Below are 26906 nucleotides of genomic sequence, written 5' to 3'. Positions count from 1 at the left end.
AGCGTCAAGGAACTCGTCTCCGCGATCAGCCGGTTCATCGAAGGCTGGAACGACCGCTGCCACCCCTTCACCTGGACCAAGACCGCCGACGAGATCCTCACCCACGCCGTCCGTAAGACAACTTCAGACGCGGACCACTAGTGGTCGATGGCGGCGGTCTTGAAATGCGAGCGGGCAGCGTCCGCACGGGTTCGCAGGCGTCCGCTCAAGCGTGAAACGCTGGGTCCGAGTCGAGAGTTCGTCCGCCAGTGTCCGCCGAAGGTGGTCGGGGTTGCTGGCGGGTTGCTGGCGGCGAGATCCGCCCTGGTGCCGCTTGGACAGGTCATGCTGTGCAGCGTGTATGAGTGCGACGACTGCTTCGGCTCCCGTGCAGTCCCGGACGTGTCCGGTGACTACCAGGCGTGCCCGTCGTGCGTGATCGACGCGGGCAACACCTTCGTGGTCTACGAAGCCGAGGGTGACAGTTGAGCCACGCAGACTTGCCGCCAACCGCTGCACTGACCAATCGCCAGGTCGAGGCTGCCGCCATCGAGTTCGTCATCGCTCGGGAGGCTGAGGAGGGACGAGTCGCAACGGACACCCGCTACCAGGGCGAGGCGGGTGACGTGGTGTCCGGCGACAGGGTGGTCGAGGTGAAGGCGTTCGGCGGCTCCGCTCGGGGTGCCGACCTCTGGCTTGAGACCCGGCAGGTTGAGGAGGGCCGGTCAAACCCGAACTTCTGGCTCTACCTCGTCGAGAACATCCGGCAGGGCGACCCGGCCCACTATCGCCTGCTCCGCATCGGCGGCGAGCAGTTGCAAGCCCTACTTGCCCGAGCCCGCGAGAAGCACTACTTCGAGGTGCCCTTTCCGGTCGCTGTCTACGACGCAACCCTTCGGGATCAGGCAGGTCCGACCTCCACGAGGTAGGTAGCGTGGTCGCTCAAGGGCTTCCCCTCGACTGAGGTCGGCATGAGTATGTTGGCGTCGCTGGTCGTCCAACCCGAAGGTACGGCGATGTGGTCGATGCTCTTGATGGTGTCGATGCGGTGGTCCAGGTGCCCGGTCACGGGATGGAGGTCGAGCGACTCGAAGGCTTCCAGAAGTAGAGCCTGCCCGGCGAGGCTCCCTGCCGTTTCGCGGCCTTCAAGGGCTTGGTTGAAGTCACCCCCCCAGATGACCGTCTCGGAGCCGTCACGGGCCGTCCTGATGGCGTCCTGGTGGGCGTCCAGCGACTCTGCGAAGCGGACGCCGTGCTTCGCGGTCGGCTCACCGGGCCAAGAGGTCTTCGCACCGCGCCAAGGCATCACGGAGCAGGCCACCAGTGCCGAACCATGAGGGGTGGCGACACGGGCCAGCGCCAGGCCGACGTGAGGCGACGGAAGTGCCACCAGGGGCCAGGGGCTGCTGATGGCGGACCATCGCTGCTTGGGTTTGATCTGGCGGGGCTCGGAGTGGTGGATGCACTGGTCGTCAAGTGAGACGCCGAGGTGGACCTCGGTGAGCAGCCAGATGTCAGCGGCCATCGCTTCCATGGCCTTGCGCTGCGCCGCTGCCTTGGGTCCCGGCGGAGCGGCCTGCTGCAAGTTCCACGTGCCGACCTTCATGGTCATCGGGCCGAGCGACGGTAGCCCGAGGCGACCGCTTCATCTTCGGTGGCGAAGCACCTGACAGGCGTCGTCCTGGCGTAGAACACGCCACTCGGCACGTGGTAGATCTTCGTGCTTCCGTTCTGGCTTCTGTTGCCCTTGATTGGATGCCCGCTCGGGCACGAGGTAGGACTTGCGGGGGCAACGCCAGGGAGTCGCTCCCGGCTGGCATACAGCGCCCCGGTCGTTCCCGCCGCGATCAGCGCGACGGCGAGCCCGCCGATGAGCCAAAGGCGGCGTTGCCGTCCTGCGGCTTCGGCCTCCTCGGCCTGCCTCTGCCGGTCCAGGGCCTGCGCTGCCTGGACCTGCGCCTTGCGGCTGTCCTCCTGGGCACGCTTGCGGTCACCTTCGACCTGGCGTAGTTGCTTCTCCAACGCCTTCACGTCGTTGGACTCCTGGCGAAGTCGTTGCAGTTCGGCAGCGCCCTCGGAGGACAGCCCTGGTCCGCTCCCGGTGACGGCTCTCGCCTGCTGTAACGCCAACTCGATCTGACGTATGCACCGGGCAGGGTCCTTCGTAAAGTCGCTGTTGGCGAAGCGCAGGACCATCCACCCTTGGGCGGACAGTGCCGTCTGCCGCCGCAGGAAGTCGCTGAACTGCTGGCTCGTCATGCCGGTCGTCGTGCCGGGGACCTTGTTGAAGCCGTCAACCTCGATGGCTACTCGAACTGAGCCATCTACGACGGCGAAGTCCATGCGGCGAGGCATCCCGTCCAGATCTGTGAACGCACCCTGCACCTGCACGGCGTCAGGAGACAGCCCTGTGACACGCGACAGGATCAGGTTGGCGAACGTCCACTCGTACGGCGTCTTCGCGCCTACGAGCGTTGTTCTGTTCCGAGCCAGCCAGGTGTCCCAGTCCGCTGTCGCCGCCATGCGGCGCAGACTATGACGCACCAGCGGATCTCATGGCCCTGCTGACAGGCTTCTGAGCGTGGACAAGGATGACTTCATCGCCCGCTACCCGGCCTTGTGGCACCTCGCGTCGGCGGCGTCGTGGCCCAGCAGGTCAACAGATCCCGCTTGAGTGGAGAGACTCCGAACGCATCAACCCCAAGAAGTTCACGGTGGTCAGCGAGATCCCTTACCGGAGCGACGGAAGCGCACGCAGATACCTGTGTGAGTGATGACCTGCTGCTTCGACATGCCGCTACCCGCTGCGGACGACTTCCTTGCCAAGGGGTGCCAGCGCCAGCACCGAGAGGCGGAAGGCGACGATCCCGAACGGAATGCCGATGACCGTGAGGCAGAGCAGCAGGCCGCTCACGATGTGTCCGAGAGCGATCCACAGGCCAGCCAAGAAGAACCACAGAATGTTGCCGAGGGTGCTCGCCGCTCCTGCTCGGGGGCTCTTCACGACCCTCCTGCCGAAGGGCCAGATCACGTAGGTAGCGAGCCGCCAGGACGCGATGCCGAAGGGCGCAGTCACGACGAGGATGGTCATGACGAAGGCGGCGATGGCGTAGCCCAGGGCCAGCCAGATGCCAGCAAGGAGGAACCAGAGCACGTTGCCGATGGTCTTCACGAGGACGTGACTCTACGGGGGGCTAGAGCGTCTTCACGGACTTCACGAGCAACCATCCATCGCTCGTCTCACCGTTGATGGTCCTCTCCACGGCCTTGACCACCATCTCCACGCGGGTCCCGTCGCCCCAGCCGGTGGTGAGGCTGCGGTCTACGAAGACCGGCAAGTCTTGCTTGCCACCCTCGGCCTTGAGTAGCACCCAGTACTCGCCGGTCGCGCCGACACCCCACAAGCCGGACTGGAACAACTCGCCGGTGATTCGGAAGCGGTCGCCCACCTTGATGCCGCCACTCCTGCCCGCGTTCAGCCGATCCAGCAGGGCATCCACCGTGGTGTTGGAGAGCGGGCCATCTGGGGGCTCGACTGGTTGGCCCGGTACGGCTCCGTCCTCGGTCGCCTCCGGCGATGGTTCCGCCGTCTCCTCGGGCGTGGGGGCCTCAGTCACCGCCGGGGTGGTTGCAGCCACTGCGGTGGGTGTTGCCTTCACCGTTGCGGCCTCGTCGTCGTCGCCGTTGCCTCCCAGCGCGGCGCCCACCCCAAGAATGCCCAACAGCACAGCCGCAACGACTCCACCGATCAGGATCTGGCGCAGCGGCAGCGGCGGCTTGACCTTGCGAAAGTTCAGGGTGGTGTGCAGCGTGGCGCTGTCCTGGCCCACCAGTTCCCAGCCCTGCGCCTGCCACTTGGCGATGGATCGGCCCTCGGTGCCGCGCATGGCCTTGACGGACTTCAACTCGAATCGCACATCGCTGTCAGCCACGCTGCCTCGGTCTCCGTCCGGTAGAACCCAACAGGCTTGGGCGAGTATGCGTCATCGGCTCGGGCGACAACCCTGCCCGTCCGTCCGCAGATTGCTGTGACAGCCGGGACATTAGGGCAGCGAGAGCGGCTGCCGCCTTCCTGCGATCCTCCTCGGTAAGCCTCGATCCACCGTTCTGCTTGAGGTGAGCGGCGTGCCGTGACGCACGAATGCCCTGCTGTGCAACGAGAATGTGGCTTGCGACGGCAACAATCTCGAACACACAGAAGGGCATCCGTGGGATGCGAGTCTGCCATGGCGTCACGGCCACCTTTGATGATCCGAACCTGGTGTCGTGCGCGGGTCTCGCGCCGGTACTGGAACTCGCCGAGCGAGCCGGCCTGCAAGACCTGATCGGTGAGCACGTGAAGATCGACAAGCCCGGTGGCAGCAACCCGGTCCTGAAGGTCGTGGCGCTGATCGCGGGGATGGTCGCGGGTGCGGACTCGATCGACGACATGGCTCTGCTGCGGCACGGCGCGATGGGCCGGCTGTTCACCGGGGTCCGGGGCCCCTCGACATTGGGGACGTTCCTGCGGTCCTTCACCTTCGGATACGTCCGCCAGCTCGACGCTGTCGCGTCGCGGTTCCTGATCAACGTGGCGAAGGCCGCGCCGCTGCTGTCCGCTGGCGGTCCCGGTCAGGACCCGGTGACCTACGTCGATGTCGATGACACCGTGAAGCCGACGTTCGGCTACGCCAAGCAGGGAGCCGGTCGTGGCTACACCGGCGTCAAGGGCCTCAACGTGCTGCTCGCCACGGTCAGCTCCGCGAGCCGCCGACCGGTGATCGCCGCGGTCCGGCTCCGCAAAGGCTCCACGAACAGCGCGAGCGGCGCGCACCGGTTCGTCGCCGACGCCCTGATCACCGCCAAGAAGGCCGGCGCGGCACCGGTGCTGGTGCTCCGCGCCGACTCGGCGTTCTTCCAGTCCGACGTGATCGCTGCGGTGCTGCGCCGCAAGGCCTGCTTCTCGATCACCGCCCGGCTCAACACGCCGGTCCGCAACGCGATCGACGCGATCGCAGCGGACGCCTGGACCCCGATCAAGTACACCGACGCGGTCTGGGATGACACCGCCCAGGCCTGGATCAGCGAAGCCGAGGTCGCCGAGATCGACTTCACCGCGTTCAGCTCACTCGCCAAAGCCAAGCAGGTCACCGCCCGGCTGATCGTGCGGCGCGTGCCCGACGTCAACCCCGCGAACCAGAACCCGCTGTTCACCGTCTACCGCCACCACGCCGTGTTCACCAACAGCCCCCTGCCGATGCTCCAGGCGGAGAAGGCACACCGCGGACACGCGATCGTCGAGCAAGTCATCGCGGACCTGAAGAACGGGCCACTCGCGCACCTTCCCTCCGGCAACTTCTCCGCGAACAGCGCCTGGCTGGTCTGCGCCGCCATCGCCTTCAACCTCACCCGCGCCGCCGGCGCCCTCGCCTCGACGTTCCACGCCAAAGCGACCACCGGCACGATCCGCACGCAGCTCATCAACGTCCCGGGACGGCTCGCCCGCTCCGCGCGACGGCTCACGCTGCACCTACCGACCGACTGGCCTTGGCAGCACGCTTGGGAACAACTCGCTGCGGCCACACGCGAAGGCCCACCACTCGCAGCCTGACCCACCCACCGTCCGCCAGGACCCAGCAGGAACAACGTGGAGAACCGGTCAGCCCGGGCCTACAAGCACGCCCCTAGCCGCCGAGGCATTACCCGACCCCGCGGAACCCTTGATCATCAACGCGACGGTGGATCGAGGGTAAGACAGCCTGGGCTGTTGCTGTAGGCCACGAACTGCTCTGGGAACGCGATGTGGCCTGCTCTTTGGGTGAAGTCGAGGATGGCCTGCCAGCCCCTCTTGTGACCAAGTACCGCCTCGACCCGCACCGGATAGTCCTTGGCCTCCAACTAGAAGCCGGGGAAGGCCCGACTGGTCCGATGACGCCCCGGTCTGGTTCGAGATCACCGAACAGACCGACGAATGACACCGCCCGGCGACATCGCCGTAGCGACCTGGAACACCGCCCGCAGAGCCAATGCACCGACACCAGTTGCGGCAGGCCACTGGCAAGGGGCAACCTGCGCCCGCTGCGCCCGACTTCGGGGCAGACTTCACTGGTGACTGGACAGTTGTGGGTGATCAGGGCGGGTGAGCAGGCTCGCTATGTCTCCGAGTTCGAGAGCGGCGGCTACATCGCCGTGGGCTTCGCCGGGTTGGCGACGGACGACCTCGTGGCCGCTGGACCGGAGACGATCAAGGCTCGGGCGAAGGACAACGGCTTGAAGAACGCCGCCGGTCAGTTGATCAACTTCGCCTTCAACGTCGAGGTGGACGACCTCGTGATCGTGCCCCGGCTGCCGAAGCGCCGGGACTATCTCGTGGGGCGGGTCACCGGGCCATACCGGCACGTCCAGGCGGGCCTCCCAGGCGACCACAACCACCAGCGTCCCGTGGAGTGGCTGGGCGCGTTCGACAAGGATGCGTTGAGCCAGGAGGCGACTAACACTCTCGGTGCGATCATGACCATCTTTCGGCCCACGCGGGCCGAAGCCGAGTTGCGCACGCTCATCACCGACCTCACCCCCCTCGCGCCCGGCCCCGTGACGCCTAGCCAACTGGTTCCTACCGTTCCGGTCACCCCCGGCCCCGTGACGCCTAGCCAGCCGGTTCCTACCGTTCCGGTCACCCCCGGCCCGGAGGACGCCAAAGCGGTTCCTACGAGACCGCTCGGCAGCACACTGCCGCCGGTCCAACTCGACGTTCGGCTTGATGGTCACGGACGCGCCACCGTCGTGTGCGACCACCCGGCGATGGTTATGGAGCAGGTCCCACGCCACCTGGACCCGGCTGGTGACTGGGGCGGCGTGCCCGGCATCTACGTCCTGACGGGGACACATCTTGAGCAGGCTTCCGCCAGGACCGGCCTTGAGCGCACCCTGACGACGACCCTCATCGTCAGGCCGTGGGCCTACGTGGGGCTCAGTGAGGACTTCCTGGGCCGTCTCAGCAGCCACCGCCAGAGCAAGCCCGAGTGGCGACGGGCACTGCTAGTGCGAAGCGGCGGGACGCCGTTCGCAAGCGACGACATCAAGCACCTTGAAGCCAAGGTCCACGCCGTGCTCGCGGGTACTGGCGAGGTCCGGCTCGACCAAGCCACTCCACGCGGCAACCTGTCCGCGCAGCCGAGGAACGTCGCGCTGCTTGACGCCTGCGCCGATGCAGTCGTATCGGTTCTGCGACTCACCGGAACGCTCATCTGAGGTGAGCAGAGCGACCCCCCACCGTGCGCACCTCTCGGGCCGTGACCGTCGCCCGCCGACGAACACAAGATGCTGACGGCGACGCGCTGGACCCGGTTCGGCCACGACCGGCTCTACGTGAAGACCACAGCAGGCGAGACGGTCGGTTGGCTCGACTTGCTGACCGGCGAGAGCACGGTTGAACGTGCCGACCTGACTGCGCAGTTCCACGAGGCCGTCCGAGCCCACCAGGCGGACCAGGGGATGACTACGGCTGCTCCGTCCTCCGCCGAGGCCGTAGGCGCCCTCACGAGCCCCCAGGGGGCTGTTCCCGATTCCGACTACGCGGTGGAAGTGGGCTGGACCGACCTGGCCCTCAACAAGCCCGGCCAAGGCGTCCGGGCAGAGGCTGAGTCTCTTCTGGCCGAGATGAAGGGGCAGTCCAAGGTCGGCACCTTCCTCAAGCGGGCGTTCGATGTTTACACCGACGAGCGGGCGTTCCGCGTCGGCGCTGATGGCGAGGAGGCGGTGGGTACTCGACTCGACCGGCTGACCAAGCACGGGGCACGGGTCATCCACTCCATTCCGCTGCGTCCGGGCAACCACGCGCCGGACATCGATCACCTCGTCATCGCCAAGGGCGGCGTCTACCCGGTCAACACCAAGCGGCACCCCGGCGGCACCGTGTGGGTCGGCGAGCGAACCATCCTCGTCAACGGCCAGAAGACCGACTACCTCCTCAAGTCCCGTAGGGAGGCCGAGCGGGTCAGGAAGGCGCTGCTCGCCCACCTGGGCGTCGAGGTGCCCGTGAAGCCGGTGCTTGTCTTTCTCACGGGCACCGTGATCCCCCAGGTCACCATCAAGCAGATGCCGCCCGACGTTCTCGTGCTGGACCGCATGGACATCCCCAGCACGTTCAAGCGCGCCCCCGAGCGCATGACGCCGGAGATGATCGAGCGCGTCTACGAGATGTCCCGACGAAGCAGCACGTGGTGGCCGAAGTGATAGACGACTGACCTCGGCAGGCGTCCTCACATCTGCTGGTCGAAGCGAGCGGACGTAACGGTTCGGTCACGCACATCAAGATCTTGGGGAAATGGCCGTTCTCGGGTCGACTAGTCCCCAGGATCTTGATGCTGTTGCCGGTCGACCGTTTGCCAACTCCTGTCCAGAGTCGTAGAGATGGACAGTCCAGCCGGAAGGTTGGCGCCATCCACGGAACTGATGACGGACCTCTGGCAATCGGCTTTGCTCACCGAGGTCCCCCCGCCGAGAGGTGCTCGACTTTGGACAGCCGGTCGACGCCCACCGTCTGGAGCGCGCAAGACGCATGCAGCCTCTTCCCGTCACGAGTGCTCCCGTTGCTCCTGGACACGTCTGTGTCGAACGAGATGGTGGCTCTCCTTGTCGGTGTGGACGCATTCCTCGTTGAAGAGCGTGCGCGGCACCCGGAGTCGGAGGGAGCCTTCGTTCAGCAGCGAGACATCTGCCGGGCCAGCGGACTTGACCTCAAGACCGTCTACTCCACCAAGGACCGCAACGGCCAGACGTTGATCGGTCGAGCCCAGGCCGACCACGGCCTGCTGTACATCGCGGGCAGGCCGCGAAAGGTCCTTCACAAGCGGCGCGGTCAGGTAGCCGAGGCAGGCACCTACTCCTGGATGAGCGGACACTCTTCCCACACAGGCTGCGAGCCCTCTAGTAGTACTTCAACCCCTGAGAGGGTTGTCGAGTCAACTCCGAGGTCTTGTAGTGGAGATAAGCCGACCACAGCCTGTGTGGGAACTCTGTCCGCCAACCTTGAAGGCCAGCAGCCAGCGGAGGGCTGCGCCCGTGAGGACCTGGCTGCCCTGGTGAACCCTGCCTCGGTGATCTGGATGGACAAGAACATGGGACGGCTTGCCTGGCGGGCCACGTGCATGCTCCTGGTGACCGCCGGGGTCGCCCCACGGCAAGTCACGTCGCAGTACCTGGCGGACCTTGTGGGCCGAGACCTCAGGACCGGACGCCGCCTCCTGGGCAGGCTCCGAGGCAACCTCGTGCGCAGCAACGGAAACACCCACACCTTCGACGTCCGACCGCTCCTGGCCAGGCGCCTTGACTCGATGGAAGGAGGACGAGACGTCCTGCTCGGTGCGGGGGAGAGACGTCCCCGACGAGACCTTGGTGACTCTGGATACAACGCGGCGCTGAGCCGCCGATACCTGGAGTCCATGGCAGCCCGACCGGATGAGGGCTCCGTCGACTGGTTCCTGGGCCACCGCGACGCGCTGCTGGACGCTGCTGCCGAGGTGTCCGCCGACCAGGTCTGGGTCGCACGCGTCCGGTCGCTCACGCTGGAATCAACCCCATCGTTTCTCGCCGGGTCTACCGCCTGGGCGAGGACGTCGGCTTCCACCGCCGCCGAGTCCCCGGTGCCCAAGGCCGAGATGACCGCTCAGCGTCTGCAAGCCATGGCGGACAGGGTGAACGGAGTCGTCCCCTGGTCTCCCTCGTCGACCCCACCGGTCCACCTCAGCCCGTTTGAGCCCGACCTGGAGGTGGGTGACGTCGAGGTCGTGTCCGTCCACCTAGAGCCCACAGGAAGACGAGGGGTCCGAACAGCCGTGGGCCTGGGCTAGGCGAGCCGCATGTGCAACCTGCGTGACTCTGCCTCCTCCGCAGAGGTGACCTCCGAGACCGCTCGGGCCAGCACGTCCGTGGCCGTCGCCGTGCTGGCTGCCACGACGACTATCCGGTTGCCGAGAGAGCCGCTAGGGACCTGGAGTCGCAGGACGCAGCGTCCCCGCCGGTCGCTGCCCCATGTCGTTGTCGCTGATCGTCGTCGGCACCACGAGAGGGCATCCTCCTCTGACATCGGTTGATCGCCTCCACCCAAGAACCTGCCTTCCCAGCCCCAAGATGTTGGGGAGTGAAGGTGTACTTAGCCAGACCTTACTTAGGTACCCCTAACTAAGTCACCACGTGAACGTCCGTGGGGCCGTGCAGTGCTCGACCAAGTATCCGACCCGGCGGAGGGACACGGCCATGTGATGCGCAGGGCCACTGCGACAGGCGTGCACGTGGACGAGGCCAATCGTCAACGGGTCACCAGCAAGGGCCGCGTCCTCAAGCAACCGGATCACCGGCCAGATGGTGTCCTCGGCGCCGAGGTCGTGATCGAGCCAGAGGTGCTCCACGCGCACCTCACGGAGTTCTTCCAGAAGGTCGACACCAGCAGCGGACGACCTGGCAGTCAGGCAGGGTCTGTCGTCGCGAAAGCGCCTGACATCGTCGATCAGGACCGTCTCGACGCCAGTCGCCCGCAGCGAGCCGAAGGTGCCGGTCAGGGGACCACCCTCAGGTCGGCTGGCGGGGCAGGGAACCAGTCGTCCGGGTCGTCCGAGACCGGCAAGTCACCCTTGCTGGACGCGATCTGCCAGGTGATGTCGTCCTCGGCCCACCCCGCGAGCCGTAGGACGACCTCGGCCACCTCGAAGGACGGCACCACCGCCGTGGCGCGCTTCTGAATCACCCGCAGCGCATGGTCCGGGCGGTCGGTGAAGGCGAACAGCCCAACGAGATTGGTTGGTGCTGCTCCCACCACAAGTCGGTCGTGAATCCACCAGGTCCCGGTCATCGCTAGTCCGGGCTCGGGGGTAGTCGAGGTCAAGCGTCGATCCACCCTCCGGTCGCACCGCCGGTGGCCATCGTGAACATGCGCTCACAGGTCTCGCACGTCTGGAACCGCCTCGGGTCGTTGCTCGGCGTGAAGGTCCAGCCGCAGTTGGCGGTGACGGTCCCGCCCGTGACGCGGGCTCTCGTGATCAACGTGGCGCCGTCGTAGTCGGGGCCAGGGGGGACGATGTGAGCGAACCTCGGCTCTCCGGCTTGAGGGTCGACTTCGACGTCTCGATCTGTCTGGGTACTCACCGGAGCGCTCCCTTGATCAGGATGATGGAGGAGCGGCGAATGTCGGTCTCGCTCTTCTGCCGGGCTACGGCCAACGCTTCCAGGACCGCCGACAGGGGCCGCTCCGCGTCCACGGCACGTTCGACGACCAGGACTCGCTCGGCGTCGAGTTCCTTCGCCACTCTGGCTACGGTCGCGTCGCCATCGTCATGAACGCGCAAGGTCGCCCGTGCGTCCACGAGCCACGCCACGCCATCAGCGATGGCCTCCCACTGCCCCTGAGTGGCATCCCGAACATCCGTACCGGCTGGTGCTTGCGTGCCTCTCACCGGGGCTTGATGCCGTGGTTCTCGATGAGGTCGTTCGTCTCGCTGTAGTAGTCGGGCTCGTAGAACCCTGTGTCGCCGTCTGGGCTGCTTGGAGACTCCTCCGCGCCGCCTCCGCCGATCACGACCAGTGCAGCAAGGACCAGGCCGGTGCCCGCCAGGACACGTGTCCGGGTGGAGGTGGCAGCCAGCCTGGCTCCGACAGTCGGCCCCACGGAGGGTGCGCCTTGCGCTGGCGAGACTGGTGGATGGAGAGGCCACGAAGGCGAGGCTGGAGGCTGTACCGGCGTGCTCCAACGCAAGCCGTCCCAGTACGCAGGCGCCCCGTCACGGACGTACCAGCCGGGCGGTGGGCCGGGTGGCGCGCTGGGTGGCGTGGAAGGCCACGCAGACGTCGGGGCCTCGGAGGCGTTGATCGCGGGGGCTTCGACTTGCGGGGACGGCATCTGCGAAACAGGGGGGACCTGAGCGGCCTCAGTCGGCGCCGCTGTCGGCACGGCGCCGAAGCCACAGGCCTGGCACCGGACCTGACCCTCGGACATCGGGTGCCCGAGGACACATACCTGCGTCATGGCCGCTCCTCCTGCTGGCTGGTGGTTGGGTCGCGATGCCCGGCTTCGTTTCGGGCGTCAGGGCCGTGGTTCGCCATGAGCCGCTTCGAGAGGGCACGGACGTGGGCCAACTGCTCGGGTGTGTTCACCTCGGGGAGCGGGTTGGGGGCGTCGGACGGAACCAGGTCCCAGCGGGTACGCGATGTAGTCCGGTCGTCCCGACTCTCGACGAAGCGCATGCCCGGCGGCACAGGCAAGTCGTCGGGCAGGTTCTTGATGCTCATCGCAGCCCGCCGTAACCGCCGTGGTGCCGCCGGTCGAGTTCCGAAGCCATGTCCTGGGCGAACTGCCGATCCCGAGTGTGCTCGTTGCGTTGGTGGCCCCGGTAAGCGCTGTAGGCCACGGCTGCCGCAGCCATCGCGTTGCCCTTGTGCTCGTCGACCTCCCAGGCTCGCAGCATGTAGAGGATGTAGGTGACGAAGAGCGAGCCGATGAAGCAGGCCGTCGCGAGCGCGGCGATCTTCGGGTCGTCGGGCTGCTGGGTCCACCAGTCGCCGGGGTGCGAGCCGCCCTTGTAGAAGCCGTAGAAGAACCGAACCCCTGCCGGGATGATCTCGTGCAGGTGAAGCAGGATCACCCAGCCCCAGGCGTAGACCAGGAAGGCTCGGCAGAGCCAGGCGAACGCGCCCCAGGCCTTGCCGCTGATGTGCTCGCCCTTGCGCGGCAGCAGCGCGCTGCGCAGCGACGGCCAGCCGGTGCTCAGTCGCCGCGCCTCCTCGCGCATCCGCACGTCCATCGGCGGGCTGGGCGGCGCGAGGGTGAGGCCAGGGCAGTGGAACCAGCCTTGGTGGGACTGGAACCAGTACCACTCGCCGTCGCTTGTGAAGACGTCTTCGCCGTCGAGTGTGCGAAGCCAGCCGGTCACCCGTGCGTACCCCCTGGATCGCCCTTGGCCGAGAGATCGGCCAGCCCCGTGATGTGCCCCGTGTGAAGGCACCTCAAGCCACTATCGGGCCATATATGGCGTGGCTTGAGAAGGCGCGAACCTAAAGGCTCGTCGCGTGCCGCCCCAGGGTCGTCAGTCGAGGCCCCCGAACACCGACTACCGGCTGAGATTCGGCGCCGCTGTGCGGGCGAAGCGCGAGGCGGTCGGCGTCTCCCAGGAAGACCTGGCCAATCAACTCGGCATGGGGCGCCGCTACGTGGGCGCCATCGAACGTGGGGAAGTCGCACCTACCCTGGATCGGATCGTGCTCATCGCGCAGGGACTCGGCGTCCAGCCCGCCGAGTTGCTGCCTCCGTGTTGAACTGACGGCGCGCCGGAACGTCTTGCCCGCGCCGTTAAGGCACGCTTTGACGTGTGCTCTTCCTCATGGACACCAACGTCGCGATCAAGAGCGACCCACTGTCTAAGGACGTTGAGGACGACTACGACCTTGCCCTGCGCTTCCAGAAGTTGGCGGCTGAGGGTGGCCATCGCCTGCTGCTCCACCCGTCGTCGCTGACGGACTGTGACCGTGACCCAGATGCGGCGCGAAGCGACCTGCGCAAGCGGTCGTTCGAGCGGTACTCGATGCTCGATGGGCCTCCTGCACGGACGCCGCACCAGGTCGCCCTGTTGGGCAACCCCGAGCCCGGCAGCAACGAGGCCGTCGATCAAGACCTGCTCGCCGCCGTCCTGGCGGACGCCGTTGCCTTCCTCGTCACCCAAGACGACGGCATCCACAAGAAGGCCCGCCGCCTTGGGATCGACGACCGGGTCCTTCGCCTCGCTGACGCCATCGCCACCATCGAGGGGTTGTTCGTCCGGCTGCCGAAGCCGCCTCCCTCGGTCCAGCGCCGCAAGGCTCATGAACTCGACCTCGGCGACCCGATCTGGAACACGCTCCGGGGCGACTACGACGGCTTCGACAAGTGGCTGGCGGGGGCCCGCAGGGAGCAGCGCGACGCCCTCGTCGTTGGCGAGGACACCAGTCATCTCGCCGCCGTGTGTCTCCTCAAGGACGAACCGCACGGCGAGTACGGCATCCCCGGCCCACTCCTCAAGATCAGCACTTTCAAGGTCAGCCACGAGTTCAGCGGCAACAAGTACGGCGAACTGTTGCTCAAGGCAGTGTTCGACCAGTGCGCTACGTCCGGGCCTGCCGGGGTGTACGTCACGGTCTTCGAGAAGCACTCCGAGTTGCTCGATGTTCTGGCAGCGTTCGGGTTCGCGAGGATCGACAGGCGCTCTCCACTGGGAGAACTGGTACTCCACAAGCGGCTCAATCCCTCGGTCACCGAGATGAGCGAAATCGACGCCCTGGACTTCCATGTTGTCTTTGGGCCTCCCGCACTCAAGGTCAGTGGCACGACTCCGCACATCGTGCCCATCGAGCCTCGCTGGCACCGGCTGCTGTTCCCAGACGCAGAGCCCGCCCACCTCGACTCCGCGCTGTTCCCCCTGAGTGCCGGGGTCACGACACACCCCTTCGGCAACGCACTGCGGAAGGCCTACATCTGTCACGCCAACACCAGGAAACTCCGACCAGGGGACCCGCTGCTCTTCTACCGCAGTGGCGACGAGAAGGCCGTCTTTGTGGTCGGCGTCTGCGAGTCCATTCACGCCTCCAGCAACGCTGACGAGATCGCTGCCCTCGTCGGGCGCCGCACGGTCTACACCTACGCCCAGATCCAGGCCCAGGTGAAGCACAAGGAGGTGCTCGTGGTTCTCTTCCGTCAAGCCAAGGTTCTCCGTGCCGACCCCCTCACGCTGGAGGACCTCAAAGCCGCAGGAGCAGCGCGGGCCTGGCCCCAGACGATCCAGAAGACGCGACCCGAAGGGACGGCATGGCTGACACAGCGACTGGCCGCGTAGCCCTCTTCTCGATCAAACCCGAGTACGCCACCGCCATCCTGGACGGATCGAAGGAGGTCGAGTTCCGACGCACCTCGCTGGCATCCGACGTGTCGCACGTCGTCATCTACGCGACGTCGCCTGTTCAGCGGGTCGTCGGCACCTTCGAGGTGGCTGGCGTAGAAAGCGCCCTCCCCGCCGCCCTGTGGACCACGTATGGACGGGTTGGCGGCATCGGGCTCGAAAACTACGAGGACTACTTCACCGGGACTGACAGCGCCTACGCGATCAAGGTGCGACGCCCACGGTCTTGGGCTCAGCCCCTCACGCTGGATGAACTCAGCCCTGGCCTGCGCGCACCACAGTCCTACCAATACCTGCGGGACGACGCCCTCGCTAGGATCGGCCCGCTGTTGGAGCCAGACCCTCGGCGCACTCTGCCGGAACGGCTTGGTCGTGGGCTGCTCGCTCGGGTTCGAGCAGCACTACCGGCCCTGGCGAGCGAGCCGAGGGAAGACGGTGATCCAGTGCCGTGCCGGTAGGCGACTGCCAGACAGCGTTCCAAGCGGCTGCGCTCCATGACGGCGTGGTGCTCGACCAGCGTCGCCACGACTGGCTCAACCAGCGCGGCCACCTCGGCCTCCCCGAGTCGGCTGCCAACACCATAGACACCCTCAGGCGGATCTTCCTCGCGCTGGGCGGCGACGAGAGCCTGCTGGCCCAGGCCCGCACCACTGCGCTGCCCAACGACTACTTCCACGAGCCCACCAGCACGCTGGTCGAGGTGGACGAGTTCCAGCACTTCACCAGTCATCGGCTCATCACGCTGTCGATGTACCCAGACAACGTGGTGCTCGGCTTCGACCGCGAGCAGTACATCGGCCTCTGCACGCAGACCTCGGCCAGAGCCGACCGCTACCGCGCCACCAAGGACGCAAAGTGCTTCGGTGAGGGTGGACGACAGCGCCAGCGTGCCTACCACGACGCCCTGCGCGACCTCGCCGCCCCTGCGCTCGGACATACAGGCGTCATCCGAGCCCCGGCCCTCGATCAGGACGGTGCCGCTGCTTGGCGTGCGGTGTGGCATCGACTTCCAGCCCCACGCCACTGAGGTGCTTCGCGCACTTGGCGGGCCAGTTCAACCTCAGTTCCGGGGTGTCGTTGCTACCAACGCTGGCCTCCGGCTCATAGCGTTCCAGCCACCTCTACGGGATCGGGTCGGAACATGCTGCGAGATCGCCAACCAGGACTGCGGGTGCGCTTCCCCGAAGCACGCGACCAACTCACTGCTCTTGAGGTAGCAGGCGTCATCACGGACCTGAACGATCTCTACGAACTCACCGCGCTTGCCGTGCTGCCCGGCTACGAGAAGGCGGCGCTCCCAAGCCAATGGCGACCCCGACGACGATCCCGCCTCATACCTGAGGACGAGTTGACGGTCGGGCAGATCTCGTATGGGTCTGAGTTGACCATCCTCCTGGGGTTGGCCGGGGGGCTTTCCGCAGCCACCTTCGGAGTTGTCAAGGCGCTCCCGTCCATTGTCCGCGACTCGCTTGAGGTCGGAGACAACTGGGCCAGCCGTAACGAGCGACGTGCAGCCCTCCGAACCCGTGCTGTGCGAGAGCGGCTGGAAGACGAGGACAAGATCCGGGACATCGTTGAGCGCCGTCACAAAGCCACACCAGAGTTCGGAGGTCGACTATCTCCGGGCGAAGGACCCGACCAACCCTGGGACGAGCGTGATCAGCGGCTTGGGATTGAGGGTCCCACGGTGGCAGATCAAGTCGCGGACCGCTTACTTGAGATCGCCGGACCGCCCGTGGCCGAGGTCGTTGGCGAAGATCCGACCGAGGACGACGCGCCGCCACCGAGCCGATGAAGCACACATTCCGCAGTAAATAGTTTGTTTACTGCGGAAGACGGGCATTAACTCTCCGTAGCGCCGCGTAGGCGCAGGTCGAGCCTGAACACAGGAACGACACGTTTACCGCGACCTCACGGAGCCACCCCTGCCGAAGGCCCTTGCTGCTGTCCCCAGCCCGACCGCCAGCGCGACGTGGGACCAGGCCACGGAGGCCTTCCTGCGGCGCAACCTCGCCCCTGGCTCCCGCCGGATCTACCGGCTCACCCTCGCCGCCGTCGCGACGCACCTCCCCGAGAACGTCCGGTTGGCCGACATCGGCACCCGCGACCTGGCCCAGGCTCTGCACGCTGCCTACCCGGACGCCTCCGCCAACTCATGGAACCGGCACGTAGCCACGCTGCGCTCCTTCTCGGCCTTCGCCGCTCGGCACGAGTGGCTCACAGAGCGCGACGACCTCACCCGTGCCCTCGAACGCCGCCGCGCCCCCGAGGACCACAGCAGGGCCCTGGACCGCGACACCCTGGACCGGCTGCTGAGCAACCGCGACATCGCTGTGCGCGACCGCTGCCTCTGGCGGCTCCTGTACGAGAGCGCCGCCCGCGCCAACGAAGTGCTCCAACTCAACGTCGAGGACGTGGACCTCGCTGCCCGTCGCGCCGTCATCGTCAGCAAGGGCGGCGACACCGACGTGCTGCACTTCGCCAGCGGCACCGCTCGGCTGCTTCCGAAGGTGGTCGCCGGACGGACCCGAGGTCCTCTCTTCCTCACCACGCGCCCGCCCGCACCCAGCCGGACGGTTGCCATGACTGACCTCGACCCCGGCACCGGACATACTCGGCTCTCCTACCGGCGCGCCGCCGAGATCTTCACCAGTGCCAGCGGCGGGTCCACCCTCCACCAACTGCGGCACAGCGCCATCACCCACCTGTCCGAGGATGGCGTGCCGTTGGTGTTGCTCATGGCGAAGAGTCGCCACGTCAACCTGCGGACCTTGCAGCGGTACGCCCGACCCGGCGTCGAAGCCGTCGCCCGGCTCACTGCCGAGCACGATCCCGCTCGACGCCGTTGACATACTCGGCCCGTGTCGGAGCCGCGTTGCAAGCATGATCTTCTGCTTGGGCAGTGCGTTGACTGCAAGACTGCCCCGACCGGACTGCCTCGGCAGGTCATCACGACAGCGGGCGGCTCCGTCTTCCACCGCAACACCAAGTGCGCTGGCCTGATCGAGGGCCAGGCATACGCAGCAGCCAGCGGCCTGACAGTCCACGCACCGCGCTCCTCATCGCCGCACGCGGCGATGTCAGAGGGCCGCGCAGCCTGTCTCATCTGCTTCCCTGACTACGAGTCCGCCTCAACGAGCACGCAGCCCAAGCCCTGTCGGGTGCGGGTAGACGGGAAGTGGCTCGCCGGGTTTCTCCTTCGATGGCAAGAGCGACCAGGTGGTGGTTGGGAGGGCTTGGTCGCACGTGAAGAGGACGGTCAGTTCGTCACACGGGTGATTCCTCAGGAAGATCTGCTGCCTGGCTGAGGAGGTGAGCGGCACCGTGTCGGATGCGACGCCACCAGAGCCGTAGGGGCAGCAGTCGCGCCGACGAGCCCTCTGCATCGGTAGCGTCCGAAGCATGGAGGGCTTCTCGGACAAGGTTGGCTTCATCTGGTCCGTGGCTGACTTGCTGCGGGGGGACTACAAGGCCCACGAGTACGGGCGCGTGATCTTGCCGCTCACCGTGCTCAGGCGCCTCGACGCCACGCTCGCCCCGACCAAGGCTGCGGTGCTGGCGAAGGACGCGGAACTTGACCGGCAGGGGCTGCACAACCGGGCGAAGGTCTTGGAGCGAGTCGCAGGCGTGCCGTTCTACAACACCAGCCCGCTGGACTTCCGGCGCCTCCTCGACGACCCCGAGCACATCGCTGCGAACCTCCGCACCTACATCGCAGGGTTCTCGCCCGGCGCAGCCGACGTGCTCGTGAAGTACGGCTTCGAGGAGCACATCAAGCGCCTCAACGAGGCCCGTCTGCTCTACCCGGTGGTGGCGAAGTTTGCGGACCTTGATGTCTCGCTGGACACGGTGTCCAACGTCGCAATGGGTTACATCTTCGAAGAACTCATCAGGAGGTTCTCCGAGGCCAGCAACGAGACTGCGGGAGAGCACTTCACGCCCCGCGAGGTCATCCGCCTCATGGTGAACCTGCTGCTGCACGAGGACGACGACGTGCTGCGGAAGCCCGGCTCGGTGAGGACGCTCTACGACCCGGCGTGTGGGACCGGCGGGATGCTCACGGTGGCTGAGTCCTACATGCGCGACCTCAACCCGCAGTCCAACCTCGAAGTCTTCGGCCAGGAACTCAATCCCGAGACATGGGCCATCTGCCGGTCGGACATGCTGCTCACCGGCCACGACCCGACGCACATCGTGCTCGGCAACTCCTTCTCCACGGACGGGCTGCCGGACGAGAAGTTCGACTACATGCTCGCCAACCCACCGTTCGGTGTGGAATGGAAGAAGGTCAAGGAGGAGGTCGAGGCTGAGCACCAGACGCTCGGTTTCAAGGGCCGCTTCGGTGCTGGATTGCCGCGCATCAACGACGGCTCGTTCCTGTTCTTGCAGCACATGATCTCCAAGATGAAGCCGGTCGAGCAGGGTGGCTCCCGGCTCGCCATCGTCTTCAACGGCAGCCCACTGTTCACCGGCGCAGCGGGGTCCGGCGAGAGCGAGATCCGACGCTGGATCTTGGAGAACGACTGGCTCGAAGGCATCGTCGCCTTACCCGAGCAGTTGTTCTACAACACCGGCATCTCCACCTACTTCTGGGTTCTCTCCAACCGCAAGAGCACCGAGCGCAAGGGCAAGGTCGCGCTCATCGACGCCCGCGAGATGTACGTCAAGATGCGTAAGAGCCTTGGCAACAAGCGCCGCGAGGTCACCCCCGACCAGATCGACACCATCACCAACCTCTACTCCGACGCCCTCACCCTCGCCGTCGAGGGTCACCCTCGGGTGAAGGTGTTCAACACGACCGACTTCGGCTACCAGCGCATCACCGTCGAACGACCTCTGCGACTCCGGTTCGAGGTCAGTGACGGCACCGTCGCGGCCTTCACCGAGTCCAAGGCGTACCGGGCGCTCAGGGTGCCCGCGAAGGGCGCGGGCGACCCCAAAGCGGCCCTGCATGAGGCCGAACGCCAGCAGCAAGCCGTCATGGAGGTGATGCGGTCGTTGCTGGGCACCGCGACCGCCAGCGCGAAGGACATGACCACCCTCGTCAACCAGGCGTTCGTGAACGCGGGGGTCACCCGCGACGCCAAGGTGGACAAGGCGATCCGCGATGCCGTCTCCGTCCCCGACCCGGAGGGGGAGTTGCAGACCGACAGCAAGGGCCAGGCTCTTCCCGACACCGATCTGAGGGACTACGAGAACGTCCCGCTGGGGGACGATCTCAGCGACTACACGCGGCGTGAGGTTCTGGCGCATGTCCCAGACGCCTGGGTGGATGAGGACAAGACCAAGGTCGGATACGAGATCCCCTTCACTCGCTACTTCTACGTCTACTCGCCGCCCCGACCCTTGGCTGAGATCGACGCTGACATCAAGCAGTTGGAGGCAGAGATTCAATCCCTGCTGAGCGAGGTGACCGAGTGATCGAGCCAGTGCCTTGGCTGCGCGACTCGCGATGGCCGACCGTGCCCATCAAGTACGTTGCGCGACTCGGCACAGGCCACACACCGAGTAGGCAGAAGCCAGAATACTGGGTCGCCTGCGACGTTCCGTGGATCACCCTGGCCGATGTCTGGCAGTTGAGAGATGGGCGCACACACGTCATCCAGGACACGGCAGAGAAGATCAGCGCCCTGGGCCTTGCCAATAGTTCCGCAGTGAGGCACCCCGCAGGATCGGTCATCCTGTCGCGCACTGCCTCGGTCGGTTTCTCCGCGATCATGGGCGCGGACATGGCTACCAGTCAGGACTTCGCGGTGTGGACCTGTGGCCCGCAGATTGTGCCGGAGTTCCTGTTGCACGTTCTCAGAGCGATGGAGCCCGATCTAAAGCGGCTGGCGGCGGGCACTACGCACCAGACCATCTACATGCCAGACCTCGGCGCCTTGCGGACACCACTGCCCACCGTCCCAGAGCAACTGCTCATCGCCGCACTCCTGGGCGCAGAGACGGCCTGGATTGACTCCCTCTCTGGGCATCTGGACGCAGTGGCGGATGCGATCCAGGAGCGACGGCTCGGCCAGGTATGGGCGCACGTCACCGGAGCAGCAAGTGCCTCCAAGTCGGCTGCGCCCAGGCTGGCCTGGGCCCCGGAGTTGCCGTCCACCTGGCCTGTCGTGAAAGTCAACTTCGTGGCACGGCAAGGCAGCGGACATACGCCCAGTCGCTCACAACCCGACTGGTGGAAGGACTGCCACATCCCCTGGATCACGACCGGCGAAGTCCAGCAAGTGCGTGATGATCGACGTGAAGTGCTCATTGAGACTCGCGAGTCGATCAGCGATCTCGGGCTGGCAAACAGTTCCGCCGAACTGCACCCGGCTGGAACGGTGGTCCTTTGCCGTACTGCGGCATCGGCTGGCTACTCCGCAGTCATGGGAACTGACATGGCAACTAGCCAAGACTTCGCGACATGGACCTGCGGTCCCCGGCTCGACCCGTACTACCTCCTGTGGTGTCTGCGGGCCATGCGTCCTGACCTGTTGGGTCGTCTGGCCATGGGCTCGACCCACAAGACCATCTACATGCCTGACATCCAGACCATCCGTATCCCGCTGCCCACCAGAGAGGAACAGCGAGCCATCGTCGCTGAGATCAGGGCAGACAACGAGCGGCTCGATGTACTCCTTGACCGCATTGACCGCCAGCGACTGCTATTGGCTGAACGACGGCAGGCCGTCATTACCGCCGCCGTTACGGGGCAACTTGACGTGCCCACGATCCGAGGGGCTGCCTGATGGCTGGCTCCCACACAGAGTTGCGGTTCGAGGAGGCCATCGAGGCTCACCTGCTCGTCAGCGGCTGGTACTCGGGGGTGGCGAACAACTACCGACCGGCGCTCGGTCTGGACACGGCGGAGTTGTACACGTTCATCGGGGCCACGCAGCCGATGGAGTGGGAGCGACTGCTTGGCCTCCACGGTGGTGCCGACGTTGCGCAGCGGAAGTTCGCGGAGCGACTGGCGGCGGAGATCGACCAGCGCGGCACTGTCGATGTCCTACGTCGAGGCGTCGTGGACCTGGGTGTGAGGATCAGCCTCGCCTACTTCCGCCCCGCGCACGAGATCACGCCGGACCTACTGACCTTGTATGACGCCAACCGCTGCACGGTCACGCGGCAGGTTCACTTCTCCTCCGATGACACCGACAAGAGCATGGACCTGGTGCTGTCGGTCAACGGGTTGCCGGTGGCGACGGCGGAGTTGAAGAACCCCCTCACGGGCCAAGGCGTCCACCACGCCGTCAGGCAGTACCGAGAGGACCGCAAACCCACGGAGATGCTGTTCGCAAAGCGGGCCGTCGTCCACTTCGCCGTGGACCCGGACGAGGTGTACCTGACAACCCGGCTGGAAGGCCGCAGCACCCGTTTCTTGCCCTTCAACCAGGGGTCGGGCGGGCCTGGTCAGTCCGGTGGGGCGGGGAACCCCTCGCACCCGTCTGGCTACGCCAGTGCGTACCTGTGGGAGCAGGTCTGGCAGCGCGACGCCTGGCTCGATCTGCTGGCGCGCTACGTCCACGTCGAGGTGGAGAGCAAGGGCAAGAAGACTGCCAACAAGCCCACGGTGTTCCCTCGCTACCACCAGTGGCACGCCGTCCACACCCTGACCAGTCACGCCGCCACTCAAGGGGCGGGAACCAACTACCTGATCCAGCACTCCGCAGGGTCGGGCAAGAGCAACACCATCGCCTGGCTGGCGCATCGCCTGTCCAGCCTGCACACGCCCGCCGACCTGGCCCTGTTGAAGGAAGGGTTGACCCCCAACTCGAAGGTCTTCGACAAGGTCATCGTCATCACCGACCGCGTGGTGCTCGACCGACAGTTGCAGGACACGATCTTCCAGTTCGACCACACGGTCGGCGTGGTGAAGAAGATTGACGAGTCCTCCTCCCAGTTGGCCGAGGCCCTGTCCGGGGAGACAGCCAAGGTCATCATCACCACCTTGCAGAAGTTCCCCTTCATTCTCGACCAGGCAGCCAAAGCCCTCGCCGGGCGGACCTTCGCCGTCATCGTGGATGAGGCCCACTCCTCCCAGACCGGCGAGTCGGCCAAGGCGCTCAAGGTCGTCTTGGGGCAAGCAGCCCGCGAGGTCGTCGCGGTCGGCCAGGGTGACAACGGGGTCGAGGCCGTGTTCAACGCCGCCGAGAAGTTGGAGTCCAAGATCGAGGCTGGGGATGACCCGCAAGACGTGCTCGCCGCCTCGGTGGCAGCACGCGGCAGGCAGCCCAACCTCTCGTTCTTCGCCTTCACCGCAACGCCGAAAGCCAAGACGCTGGAGTTGTTCGGCACCAAGAGCGACCTCGACGGGCTCCACCGTGCCTTCCACCTCTACTCGATGAGGCAGGCCATCGAGGAGGGCTTCATCCTCGACGTGCTGTCGAACTACATCACCTACTCGACCTACTTCAAGTTGGCGAACGCCTCGAACGACGACCCCGAAGTCGATCAACGCAAGGCCACCGCCGCGCTGGCTCGGTTCGTCTCGCTACATCCCACGAACCTGGCGCAGAAGGCCGAGGTCATCGTGGAGCACTTCCGTCGAGTGACCGCGAAGAAGATCAACGGCAAGGGCAAGGCGATGGTCGTCACCCGCTCCCGGCTACACGCCGTCAAGTACTTCGAGGCCATCACGGGCTACATCGAGGAGAAGGGCTACACCGACTGCCGGGCCCTCGTCGCCTTCTCCGGCACGGTGCTTGACCCCGACTTGGGTGAGGAGGTCACCTACACCGAGTCCTTCCTCAACGGCTTCCCCGAGTCTGAGACGGCGAAGAGGTTCGCCACCGACGAGTACCAGGTGCTCATCGTGGCCGAGAAGTTCCAGACCGGCTTCGACCAGCCGCTGCTGCACACGATGTACGTGGACAAGAAGTTGGAGGGCGTGAAGGCCGTCCAGACACTCTCCCGGCTCAACCGCACCATCCCCGGCGTGAAGACAGACACGTTCGTACTCGACTTCGTCAACTCGGCGGAGGACATCCAAGCGGCGTTCAAGCCCTTCTACGACGCCACCGTCACCGAGCCCACCGACCCCAACCTGCTCTACAACGCCAGCGCCCGCCTCGACGGCTACCAGGTCATCGACACCGCCGACGTGACCGGCCTGGTGACCGCTTACCTAGCGCTGGACCCCCATACCAAGGAATCGGCCCACGCGGCCCTCTACCGGCACACAGAGCCCGCCAGGGACCGCTACCAGGCCCTCGACCCCGCCGACCGCGAGGAGTTCAGGGCCGCGCTTCGCGACTACGTGCGGATGTACGCCTTCCTGGCCCAGGTGCTGCCCTTCACCGACACCCAGTTGGAGTCGCTCTACCTCTACGGACGCTTCCTGCTCCCGCGCCTGCCACGAGAGCACGACGGCGCCGTCGATCTCGGTGACGACGTCGTGCTCGCCGCCCTTCGCACCGAGACGACCGGCACCTTCGACGTCAGTCTGGGAGCCGGAGATGGCGAGCAGGTGCTCCCGATGGCCTTCTCCGGCGATGGATCGGGGGGCATGAACGCCGCCAAGCAGGCAGCGCTGTCCACCATCATCGAGACGCTCAACGACAAGTTCGGCTCCAACCTCGGCCAGGCCGACCTCCTGTGGGCCGAACAGCAGTTGACCGTCACCATGGAGGACCCCGAGATCCGCGCCAGCGCCCTCGCCAACTCCGAGCAGAACTTCGGCTACACCTTCGACAAGCGTTTCGAGGGCCTCGTTATCGACCGTCACGACGCCAATGGTGAGATGCTCCGCCGCTTCCTCGACCAGCCGGAGTTCGCTAGCCTATTCACCACCTGGGCCAGGGGCGAGACCTTCCGCCAGATCCGGGAACAGGCCGAGGGCGCCTGATCGTCAGTCCTGGTCGAGGCGCAGCGGGACTCCGTCCAACGCCACGAACGTCTGTCCTGCGTCGATGACGCACGTGGGGCACGGGCCGTAGCCGTCCTCGGCGAAGTGGTCCGGCACAGCCCGGCTGCCTGAGCAGTCCCAGCACATCGGCATCCCTGCACGATAGGTCGCGCTGCCGAGATTCCAGAATCTCGGCGCCAGATCCTATGAACACCAGCGCTTCCAGGCACCTTGACGCGAACGCTGGCGAGCGTCGATGATGACGCACTCTCCGAGCGCAGACGCCCAGAGAACGAACGGTACGGCTCCCTCTCCACCCCTAAGTGCACCGCCTGACGAGCAACTTCGACAGGCCGGGCGGGGAACCGCTCGGCCCCACTGCACAGGGGAAGCGGACTTGAGAACGGACACCAGCAAGGCAGCACCGGAGGACGTACGAGCGCGGCTTCTCCTTACCCCAGTACAAGCGGCGGGAGCCCTCGGGATCTCACGCACCACCTTGTACGAACTGATGGGCGCGGGCGACCTCGCCTTCGTGCTCATCGGACGAGCCCGGCGGGTACCGGTCGTCGCGCTACAGCAGTTCATCACCAAGCAGATGCAGCGCCAGGGGTTCCAGCCGTGAGAAGTGTCGGAGCCTTGTGCCAGCCTCGGGTCGGAGGTGCGTGGCGTGGCGCGGCGTAGCAAGAACGTGAACGGGGACGGATCGGTCTACAAGCGAGGTGACGGCTACGAGGCCGCAATCACCGTGGACGGCAAGCGGCGCACCCAGCGCGCCAAGACCAAGACCGAGGCCGAAGCCGCCCTTCGCCGCCTGCGTGCGCTGCGAGACACCGGCACGCTGCCACGCCAGGCCGACGCTACGACGGCGGAGTTCCTCACGTTCTGGCTCACCCAGCGCAAGCCCTTCCTGCGCTACAGCACCTGGCGGCGCTACAGCGAGTACGTCAACAACCACGCCATCCCCGTCATCGGGGCGGTCCCCCTGGTCCGGCTCGGGGCCATCCACCTGGACAGCCTCTACGCCACCTGCCTGACCAAGGGTCTGGCCCCGCGCAGCGTCCTGCACCTGCACCGGGTGCTGCACAAGGCACTGGCTGACGCCGAGGCGTGGGACCGCGTGGATCGCAACGTGGCGGGCAAGGCCCAGCCACCCCACATCCGCGACACCTCACCCGAGGTGCTCGCCCCTGGCGAGGTCGCTCGGCTGCTCGATGCCGCCCGCGACCACCCCTTCGGGCCGCTGTTCATCTTGGCCGTCACCACCGGGGTGCGGCAGGGCGAACTGCTCGGCCTGCGATGGAGCGATCTCGACCTCGACAACGGCGGGGTGGCCCGCGTCAGGCAGACCGTCCAGCGGGAGGAGAAGGGCCGGAGCGTGGGTGCTCCGAAGACCGAGCAGTCCCGTCGTGACGTGGAGGTCATCGCTCCTGCCCGTGAGGCGCTGCTGGTCCACCGCCGACGCCAAGCCACCCTGCGCTTGGCGGCAGGCGGCGAGTGGTCAGACCCCGACCTCGTGTTCACCGACGAGCGCGGCGTGCCGCTCAACCCGGCACGGGTCAGCCGCCGCTTCCGCTCGTTCATGCGCGGCCTCGGGATGGACACCATCCCGTTCAAGAACCTGCGGCACACCTTCGCCACCCTGCATCTGGACACGGGGCTGTCCGACAAGGTGGTCAGCGAGGCGATGGGGCACACCCGCACCAGCACGACGAACACCTACTACCGGCGGGTGGACCGCAGGCATCAGCAGGACGCAGCCAGCCGTCTCGAAGCCCTGCTAAGCGCAGCGGGGGCGGCAGACGTTGCTGGCGGGGTTGCTGGCGGCAGCCCCGAAGCGGACATCACCGATGAGGTGGGTTGAGGGGCCGTAGCGGCCCTGACCTGGGCTTTCGTCTACTCTGCCCAGCACGGGAGGGCTCGCCTAGTGGTCGATGGCGGCGGTCTTGAAAACCGCTAAGGGTTCACGCTCTTCGTGGGTTCGAATCCCACGCCCTCCGCTCATGCCGCGTCGCACGGTCCGCCGCGGACCCGACGGTGCTGCGAGTCTCTCGAGGCCATCGCCGTCGTATCGCGTCGGTACGCCGAATTCTCCCCGGCCGCACCGCTACGCTGTTGGAGAATCACCCTGCTCGATTGACGTGCACCCCGCGCTATTGCGTGGGAACATGCTCGCCACAGCTGAGCCGGTCCACGCA

General features: G+C 66.3%; 28 protein-coding genes and 1 tRNA gene. 19 read left to right on the top strand and 10 right to left on the bottom strand.

Annotated features, from left to right (window positions below; all coding sequences use genetic code 11):
• The 3 genes from Q8R60_06815 to Q8R60_06805 form a co-directional block, all read left to right on the top strand.
• A partial coding sequence (locus tag Q8R60_06815) for an IS630 family transposase (GenBank protein ID MDP3712178.1) occupies positions 1 to 141 on the top strand: 141 nt, incomplete at its 5' end.
• 183 nt (positions 142 to 324) lie between these two features.
• Complete coding sequence (locus tag Q8R60_06810; GenBank protein ID MDP3712177.1) at positions 325 to 468, top strand: hypothetical protein; 144 nt, start codon at positions 325 to 327, stop codon at positions 466 to 468.
• Positions 465 to 908, top strand: a complete 444-nt coding sequence (locus tag Q8R60_06805; protein MDP3712176.1) for a DUF3883 domain-containing protein — start codon at positions 465 to 467, stop codon at positions 906 to 908. Before Q8R60_06810 ends, Q8R60_06805 begins: the two co-directional genes overlap by 4 nt.
• Here Q8R60_06805 and Q8R60_06800 read toward each other — a convergent pair.
• The 4 genes from Q8R60_06800 to Q8R60_06785 all read right to left on the bottom strand — a co-directional run bounded on the left by Q8R60_06800 (position 881) and on the right by Q8R60_06785 (position 3911).
• Complete coding sequence (locus Q8R60_06800) at positions 881 to 1591, bottom strand: hypothetical protein (GenBank protein ID MDP3712175.1); 711 nt, start codon at positions 1589 to 1591, stop codon at positions 881 to 883. The genes Q8R60_06805 and Q8R60_06800 overlap by 28 nt on opposite strands.
• Positions 1588 to 2502 (bottom strand): DUF559 domain-containing protein, encoded by a 915-nt coding sequence (locus tag Q8R60_06795; protein ID MDP3712174.1) that lies wholly within the window; start codon positions 2500 to 2502, stop codon positions 1588 to 1590. Before Q8R60_06795 ends, Q8R60_06800 begins: the two co-directional genes overlap by 4 nt.
• 274 nt (positions 2503 to 2776) lie before the next feature.
• Entirely contained in the window at positions 2777 to 3151 is a 375-nt protein-coding gene (locus Q8R60_06790; GenBank protein ID MDP3712173.1) for a YccF domain-containing protein, read from the bottom strand.
• A gap of 22 nt (positions 3152 to 3173) precedes the next feature.
• On the bottom strand, positions 3174 to 3911 hold the full coding sequence (locus Q8R60_06785) for a hypothetical protein (protein MDP3712172.1): 738 nt from the start codon (positions 3909 to 3911) through the stop codon (positions 3174 to 3176).
• Positions 3912 to 4192: 281 nt separating this feature from the next.
• Here Q8R60_06785 and Q8R60_06780 point away from each other — a divergent pair, with 281 nt between their 5' ends.
• From Q8R60_06780 to Q8R60_06765, 4 genes are all read left to right on the top strand, one after another.
• Positions 4193 to 5569 carry an IS1380 family transposase gene (locus Q8R60_06780; protein MDP3712171.1) on the top strand — a complete coding sequence of 459 codons (1377 nt, stop codon included), beginning with the start codon at positions 4193 to 4195 and terminating at the stop codon, positions 5567 to 5569.
• A gap of 497 nt (positions 5570 to 6066) precedes the next feature.
• Positions 6067 to 7209 (top strand): hypothetical protein, encoded by a 1143-nt coding sequence (locus tag Q8R60_06775; GenBank protein ID MDP3712170.1) that lies wholly within the window; start codon positions 6067 to 6069, stop codon positions 7207 to 7209.
• A 69-nt stretch (positions 7210 to 7278) separates the two neighbouring features.
• Complete coding sequence (locus tag Q8R60_06770) at positions 7279 to 8193, top strand: nuclease-related domain-containing protein (GenBank protein ID MDP3712169.1); 915 nt, start codon at positions 7279 to 7281, stop codon at positions 8191 to 8193.
• A gap of 347 nt (positions 8194 to 8540) precedes the next feature.
• On the top strand, positions 8541 to 9809 hold the full coding sequence (locus tag Q8R60_06765) for a hypothetical protein (GenBank protein MDP3712168.1): 1269 nt from the start codon (positions 8541 to 8543) through the stop codon (positions 9807 to 9809).
• A gap of 704 nt (positions 9810 to 10513) precedes the next feature.
• On the opposite strand, the gene Q8R60_06760 is transcribed toward Q8R60_06765, so the two are convergent.
• The gene (locus tag Q8R60_06760) at positions 10514 to 10807 is read right to left on the bottom strand and encodes a hypothetical protein (GenBank protein MDP3712167.1); all 294 of its coding nucleotides are present in this window, start codon (positions 10805 to 10807) and stop codon (positions 10514 to 10516) included.
• Positions 10808 to 10879: 72 nt separating this feature from the next.
• Between Q8R60_06760 and Q8R60_06755 the strand changes: the two genes are divergently transcribed.
• On the top strand, positions 10880 to 11014 hold the full coding sequence (locus Q8R60_06755; protein ID MDP3712166.1) for a hypothetical protein: 135 nt from the start codon (positions 10880 to 10882) through the stop codon (positions 11012 to 11014).
• Positions 11015 to 11096: 82 nt separating this feature from the next.
• Here the strand turns inward: Q8R60_06755 and Q8R60_06750 are convergent, their stop codons facing one another.
• The 4 genes from Q8R60_06750 to Q8R60_06735 all read right to left on the bottom strand — a co-directional run bounded on the left by Q8R60_06750 (position 11097) and on the right by Q8R60_06735 (position 12881).
• Positions 11097 to 11330 carry a hypothetical protein gene (locus Q8R60_06750; protein MDP3712165.1) on the bottom strand — a complete coding sequence of 78 codons (234 nt, stop codon included), beginning with the start codon at positions 11328 to 11330 and terminating at the stop codon, positions 11097 to 11099.
• Positions 11331 to 11404: 74 nt separating this feature from the next.
• The gene (locus Q8R60_06745) at positions 11405 to 11620 is read right to left on the bottom strand and encodes a hypothetical protein (protein ID MDP3712164.1); all 216 of its coding nucleotides are present in this window, start codon (positions 11618 to 11620) and stop codon (positions 11405 to 11407) included.
• A gap of 353 nt (positions 11621 to 11973) precedes the next feature.
• Complete coding sequence (locus Q8R60_06740) at positions 11974 to 12240, bottom strand: hypothetical protein (GenBank protein ID MDP3712163.1); 267 nt, start codon at positions 12238 to 12240, stop codon at positions 11974 to 11976.
• A complete protein-coding gene (locus tag Q8R60_06735; protein ID MDP3712162.1) occupies positions 12237 to 12881 on the bottom strand; it encodes a hypothetical protein in 645 nt (214 codons plus the stop codon). The genes Q8R60_06740 and Q8R60_06735 overlap by 4 nt, the downstream gene beginning before the upstream one ends.
• 435 nt (positions 12882 to 13316) lie before the next feature.
• On the opposite strand from Q8R60_06735, the gene Q8R60_06730 reads away from it, so the two are divergent.
• From Q8R60_06730 to Q8R60_06695, 8 genes are all read left to right on the top strand, one after another.
• Positions 13317 to 14813: a hypothetical protein gene (locus tag Q8R60_06730; GenBank protein MDP3712161.1), complete on the top strand. Its 1497-nt coding sequence runs from the start codon at positions 13317 to 13319 to the stop codon at positions 14811 to 14813.
• A complete protein-coding gene (locus Q8R60_06725) occupies positions 14786 to 15334 on the top strand; it encodes an ASCH domain-containing protein (GenBank protein ID MDP3712160.1) in 549 nt (182 codons plus the stop codon). The genes Q8R60_06730 and Q8R60_06725 overlap by 28 nt, the downstream gene beginning before the upstream one ends.
• Before the next feature lie 44 nt (positions 15335 to 15378).
• Positions 15379 to 15903: a hypothetical protein gene (locus Q8R60_06720; protein ID MDP3712159.1), complete on the top strand. Its 525-nt coding sequence runs from the start codon at positions 15379 to 15381 to the stop codon at positions 15901 to 15903.
• A gap of 144 nt (positions 15904 to 16047) precedes the next feature.
• Entirely contained in the window at positions 16048 to 16671 is a 624-nt protein-coding gene (locus Q8R60_06715) for a hypothetical protein (protein MDP3712158.1), read from the top strand.
• A gap of 202 nt (positions 16672 to 16873) precedes the next feature.
• Entirely contained in the window at positions 16874 to 17725 is an 852-nt protein-coding gene (locus Q8R60_06710) for a site-specific integrase (GenBank protein ID MDP3712157.1), read from the top strand.
• Between the two features lie 553 nt (positions 17726 to 18278).
• Entirely contained in the window at positions 18279 to 20297 is a 2019-nt protein-coding gene (locus tag Q8R60_06705; GenBank protein MDP3712156.1) for a class I SAM-dependent DNA methyltransferase, read from the top strand.
• Positions 20294 to 21610, top strand: coding sequence for a restriction endonuclease subunit S (locus Q8R60_06700; protein MDP3712155.1), 1317 nt, complete (start codon positions 20294 to 20296; stop codon positions 21608 to 21610). The genes Q8R60_06705 and Q8R60_06700 overlap by 4 nt, the downstream gene beginning before the upstream one ends.
• Complete coding sequence (locus tag Q8R60_06695; protein ID MDP3712154.1) at positions 21610 to 24708, top strand: DEAD/DEAH box helicase family protein; 3099 nt, start codon at positions 21610 to 21612, stop codon at positions 24706 to 24708. Before Q8R60_06700 ends, Q8R60_06695 begins: the two co-directional genes overlap by 1 nt.
• Positions 24709 to 24711: 3 nt before the next feature.
• On the opposite strand, the gene Q8R60_06690 is transcribed toward Q8R60_06695, so the two are convergent.
• Positions 24712 to 24861 carry a hypothetical protein gene (locus Q8R60_06690; GenBank protein ID MDP3712153.1) on the bottom strand — a complete coding sequence of 50 codons (150 nt, stop codon included), beginning with the start codon at positions 24859 to 24861 and terminating at the stop codon, positions 24712 to 24714.
• A 106-nt stretch (positions 24862 to 24967) separates the two neighbouring features.
• Between Q8R60_06690 and Q8R60_06685 the strand changes: the two genes are divergently transcribed.
• The 3 genes from Q8R60_06685 (at position 24968) to Q8R60_06675 (ending at position 26708) form a co-directional block, all read left to right on the top strand.
• On the top strand, positions 24968 to 25333 hold the full coding sequence (locus tag Q8R60_06685; GenBank protein MDP3712152.1) for a helix-turn-helix domain-containing protein: 366 nt from the start codon (positions 24968 to 24970) through the stop codon (positions 25331 to 25333).
• A 45-nt stretch (positions 25334 to 25378) separates the two neighbouring features.
• On the top strand, positions 25379 to 26572 hold the full coding sequence (locus Q8R60_06680; protein MDP3712151.1) for a site-specific integrase: 1194 nt from the start codon (positions 25379 to 25381) through the stop codon (positions 26570 to 26572).
• A gap of 49 nt (positions 26573 to 26621) precedes the next feature.
• A tRNA-Ser gene (locus Q8R60_06675) sits at positions 26622 to 26708 on the top strand.
• Positions 26709 to 26906: the final 198 nt, after the last annotated feature.

This window comes from Mycobacteriales bacterium, from assembly GCA_030697205.1.
In the GTDB taxonomy this organism is placed as follows: domain Bacteria; phylum Actinomycetota; class Actinomycetes; order Mycobacteriales; family SCTD01; genus JAUYQP01.
Note: the sequence above shows the minus strand (reverse complement) of the source record. Positions and strands in the feature narration are given on the sequence as shown.